General features: G+C 34.5%; 5 protein-coding genes and 1 pseudogene. 5 read left to right on the top strand and 1 reads right to left on the bottom strand.

Annotated features, from left to right (window positions below):
* A pseudogene (locus DD829_RS24275) lies at positions 1-242 on the top strand (hypothetical protein); the annotation flags it as partial.
* A 127-nt stretch (positions 243-369) separates the two neighbouring features.
* Here the strand turns inward: DD829_RS24275 and DD829_RS22955 are convergent.
* Positions 370-1,284, bottom strand: coding sequence for a helix-turn-helix transcriptional regulator (locus tag DD829_RS22955; protein ID WP_116548202.1), 915 nt, complete (start codon positions 1,282-1,284; stop codon positions 370-372).
* 582 nt (positions 1,285-1,866) lie between these two features.
* On the opposite strand from DD829_RS22955, the gene DD829_RS22950 reads away from it, so the two are divergent.
* The 4 genes from DD829_RS22950 to DD829_RS22935 form a co-directional block, all read left to right on the top strand.
* Positions 1,867-2,367, top strand: a complete 501-nt coding sequence (locus tag DD829_RS22950) for a M15 family metallopeptidase (protein WP_108409527.1) — start codon at positions 1,867-1,869, stop codon at positions 2,365-2,367.
* Between the two features lie 43 nt (positions 2,368-2,410).
* Complete coding sequence (locus DD829_RS22945) at positions 2,411-2,818, top strand: hypothetical protein (protein ID WP_123906976.1); 408 nt, start codon at positions 2,411-2,413, stop codon at positions 2,816-2,818.
* On the top strand, positions 2,805-3,086 hold the full coding sequence (locus DD829_RS22940; protein ID WP_108409525.1) for a hypothetical protein: 282 nt from the start codon (positions 2,805-2,807) through the stop codon (positions 3,084-3,086). Before DD829_RS22945 ends, DD829_RS22940 begins: the two co-directional genes overlap by 14 nt.
* 674 nt (positions 3,087-3,760) lie before the next feature.
* A partial coding sequence (locus DD829_RS22935; protein ID WP_194294711.1) for a hypothetical protein occupies positions 3,761-4,960 on the top strand: 1,200 nt, incomplete at its 3' end.

The following is a 4,960-nucleotide window of genomic DNA, read 5'->3' as shown; positions in this document are numbered from 1 at the left end:
GATTCCGGGCAAGAGCAGCAATAGAAACTTGTATCTCGCATTTAAAAAGAAACCACTCCTTAGGATTAAACTTCCTAAAAGGAGTGGATGGAGATATTCATAATGCCTTATTAGCAGGAATTGGATACAATTTGAAGATGAGATTAAACCAAATTAAAAAACAATTGATCCTTTGGTTTGAACTTGTTTTCAAAATCTTTTTAGGCAAGTATAATTTTCAAAATGAAAAATTAGCTTTTTAAGGAATGACTAATTAGAAAAACAAAATGAAATTAGATTTTAGTATAAAGCTATAAAAAGTAACAGCGATTTTATTTTATTGACTGTTTCTTTTTTGTTATCAAATTGTAAAAAAACGTCAATTCCTTATCAGAAATAATTCTTCATAGATTCCATAAGATGGACTTTAATCTCGTTGATCAAACTTTGAGGTTCAATTACCTTCACTTCTTTACCATAAGAAAGAATCTCCTGCAAAAAATCGTAGGTAGGATGCAGGAAAAACTCAAAAACAATGCTTTTGTCAATTTCGCCAACCACTTTCTGGGAATGATGCAGCGGAAACCCTATAATGTATTCGCCCTGTTGTCGCGAACACTCGATGACAATTTTCTTGGGAGACTGGTCATCTAACTTCATTACTCCAAAAGCATTTTTAAAATACTCCCTGAAATTGTAATCGTAGTCATTGGCGTACATCGCTTCGGTAACCGATAAATTACTGATCCTGTCCAGTCCAAAAGATTTTAGTTTTTTATCCTTACCATCCATTGCAATCAGATACCAACGGTCTCTGGACTCCTTCAACGCCAAAGGATGCACTTTTCTTGGTGTAATCTTCCGGGTCTGGTAATTATAATAATGAAATTTGCTGATCCTTCGGTTACGGATAGCAAAAAATAGATTATAAATATGATTAAGCCCGCCCGGTTTACGGTTATCAAAAAAAATAGCGTCTGAATGGGAATAACTTGCATTCAGAGCGTTTCCCATCTGGTAGGTTTCCAATAACTTCTGATTGTACTCGTCAATCTCCATTTCCGGACGGCTTTCAATATAGTAGCAGTTGTCTCCGTTTCTTCTGTTGGAAACGGTAAGACCAAACAATTTATCAATTTCGGAAAGATCCCTTTGCAATGTACGGATAGAATACTCCTTGATCCCTGCATCCTGAAACTCAAAAGAATTAAGCAAATAGCTTTTCAGCTGCTTATAGGTTGCAGGAGACTTTTCGAGTCTTCGTATAATAAGCGCGTAACGCATCAGGTAAAAATCTTTTTTCATAAGGGTGTTTTTTTGTTTTGATGTAAGTAAAACTTACTAAAAAAGTAAACAAAAATACAAATTGTTATGACACGCCGGAACGCAACAGACCATTCTGTTTGAGCAAAAAATAATATAAAAAATAAAATGACTGCAAAATAGAAAAAGGCATAACAGCAGAAAGGATCACTCTTTTTTTTGTTCAAAATTGAGATATCTATAAAACGCCATAGAGAAAAACCCTATTTCAATATGAAGTTATCAAAAAACGAAACCCAATTTTGATAAAAATCAAAAGTCAGTGTCGCTACAGGTTTCGTAACGCCAAAAACACCCATTTTTTCAGCCAAAACCATTATCAATGAGTTACGAGCCTAGAATAAAATATTTCTCACTGATTATAAATTAGTTATAATAATTTTCAGAAAATTTAAACTTTTTTCTCAAAACGTCGATTTTTGACGCAACGGTACATTTTCTTTGCAACGGAAACAACGAGGAAACGAAAACAAACTATAAATGTAGCAATGTAAAAAAGAAGTATTGTAAAAATAAAAAAGTAGAGAAAAGAAACTTAAAATTTAACAACTAACAATTAAAAATATGGACACCATCACAGAACAACGAATAGAAAAACTTCATCCTTTGGTAAGAGAAGAAGTCAAAAAAATCATTGAAGAATGCAACAGATCTCTTACCGGAAAGGCAAAGATAAGAATTACTCAAGGTCTAAGAACCTTTGAAGAGCAGGAAAAACTGTATGCTATAGGAAGAATTACAAATGGAAAGAAAGTCACCAATGCCAAAGCCGGGCAAAGCATCCATAATTATGGATTGGCAGTAGACATCTGTATGCTCATTGACGGAAATACTGTTAGCTGGGACACCGCCAAAGATTGGGATAACGATACCATTTCCGATTGGTATGAGTGTGTGAAAATTTTTGCTAAATACGGCTGGAATTGGGGCGGAAACTGGATTAAATTTAAAGACCTTCCTCATTTTGAAAAACGAAGTCTGGCCTCAAAAAAAGGAACAATAATCTGCAATTGGAGAATCCTGTCCAAACTTCCAAAAGACAAGCAGGGCTATGTGATTATTTGATTAGAAGATTAAAATTAACAACAAATCAATAAATAACAAACCAATGAAATTATTATTTTTAAAAAGTATGCTCTATGCACTGACCACATCAGGCATCGTCTTCGGCTCAGATCATTATCTGGGCGTAGACATCGGCAAATCGGATATTTTATGGGCAGTATTTGTACTGTTCGGATTACTCATCACCATCATCAAGGATATTATAGACCATAAGATCAAAACCAGTTTTTGGAATGTATTTCTTTCCATTCTGATCAGCATTATCGTTTCCCTTTTGGTAAAATATGCAGGATTTTCAGAATTTAAAATGTATTTCCTGAGTCTTTTTTCTTCCATTTTCGCACCGAGTATTTTACTTCAGTTAATGGATAAAGGATTGGTAAAAGATTGGGTGATCGCAGCAATGGATAAAAAGTTTAACTCTAAAAAAGAAGAAGATGGAAACCAATAATTTAATCCTTATGCTCCATGTTGTGAGTATTGCCCTTTGGGGCGGAGTTTTAGGGTTCAGCTATAATAAGAGAACCTATCTGAGTCTTCCCCTTCGGTATTTACTCTATGGACTGACGATGTACGTCATTGCGCTTTTGATAAAAGACTTACAGCGTTTTGAATTTTATGTTCAAAGCAACCAGTCCTGGCTGATCGGAAACATCGGTTTTCCCATTATCCTTTGGCTGCTCATCCGTCACATCGAAGATTTAAAAGACGGAAATTGATTAAAACAGATAATAATGAAGAAACGAATTTTCTAAAACGGAAAATTAAAAAATCAGGAAAAATAAAATAGGTCAAAAAACACCTCTTTTTTATCTAAAAATTATGAGATGTTCAAAATGCGGTATGAAAATCTCATTTTATTATGAATTTAGCAGAAACGCAACCATAAACTTGAAAAAAAACAAAAAGTCCGTGTCGCAACAGGTTTCGTAACGCCAAAAACACCCATTTTTTCAGTCCAAACCATTATCAATGAGTTACGAGGATGAGATGAAACTTTTTTCATTGATTATAAGTGAGTTATCCCAATTTTCAAAAAACTTAAACTTTTTTCTCAAAACGTCGATTTTTGACGCAACGGTACATTTTCTTTGCAACAGAAACAATGAAGAAACGCAATAATGTAACAATTTAAAAATGTAACAGTGTAACAACAAAGAAGCAGAAAAAAAATAAATTAACAATTAATCACTAACAATTTAAAAAAAATAATAGTATGCTCCCGATTGAGAAGTAAGGTGGACATCCATTAGCAGGAGACCACCTTAAAAAACAATGCTAAATCCTCGAAAGTATTCTACTAAAAAGAAACTTTCAAAAATCTAAACAAACTGCTGGAGGTAAGAAGTGATAAGCAAGCCTACAGCATAAAAACAAACAAATTTACAAAAAAATGTCAACAAATAATTTAAATACCAATAATAACGCATCGCAGACACTTTTCAGATTCGCGACCAGTAGAAATGCGGAATTATCCAATCCTAAAAATTTGGAAAGAAGATTTATCTTTAGAAAAGATACCCAGAAAGGAGTATTTGACCAAAAGCTGAACGCATCGACTTCCTTGCAAAAACTTTGTGAGTCTCCATCTTCCCTTCCGTTAACTGTAGAAACAGAACAAACCTTAAAAGCAAAGGATTCTGTATTTTATGATCTGGCAGTATGGGTAGCGAGAAATAAAGCAACAGCTTCCAAGGCGGAATTTGATGCTAAAATCAAGGAATACAAAGACTATTTGGTAACAACTAAAAAAGCAATGCCTGCAATAGATTCAGGTCTTTGGGATAATTTGGTTTATCAGGTAACCACACAAAAAGATTTCTATGCTAAGGAAACACTCATGCAGTTTTTGCATCTAAATCATATTCTCTCTGTTTATACTGATGGAGCCGAAGATGTATATAATGATGTCATCAAAGCAAAAGTAGTCCTTCCTAAAGAGCTCTTCAAAGTAAATAATGCTTCATCATCAACTGCTTCAGGAACTTCAAGAATGGCAGACCAGCCTGTTGTTGCGGCTCCGAAAGTAGCCTATAATGATAAGAATATGAAGTTTGCAGAAGCTAAAATTAATCTTCAGGCAAATGAAAAACTACAGGATTCTTTAGAAAAATTGGAAAAAGCCTACCAAAAAGAGTATCAGGATGCTTATAAAGAAGCTTTGGCAAATTATGAAAGAGAAGTGGCTCCTGCAAGAAAAGAATATCAGAATCAATTGGAAGAATTAGCCAGCCGTAAAAAGATGGCGGAAAGCAGGATTGCTTATCTTTCAAAAATGAGTATTGCACATCCTGAATTATTTATGAAGGATGAAAACTCTCAGGAAGAGCTTAGAAAACTAAATGAGGAAATGGTAAGGACAATTCCTGCGCCGGAGTTACCTGAATTTAACTTTGAATTCCGTCCTGAAATTGATGCAGCTGCCATCGAAAGAGCTTTAGACAAAGATGATGCTTCTTCAGTATGCAGAATATTTGGGATGCCGTCAGTTGCACAGGCATTGTCTTCCCTGCCTTCTTTTACAAGTATTCTTCAAACCATTGCACAGAATAATCAGTCCCTTCAGCAGCAGGTTGTAAACAATACAGTTATT

This window comes from Chryseobacterium sp. HMWF035 (genome assembly GCF_003094695.1).
Classification (GTDB): domain Bacteria; phylum Bacteroidota; class Bacteroidia; order Flavobacteriales; family Weeksellaceae; genus Chryseobacterium; species Chryseobacterium gambrini.
This window is presented reverse-complemented; position numbering and strand designations above follow the sequence as displayed.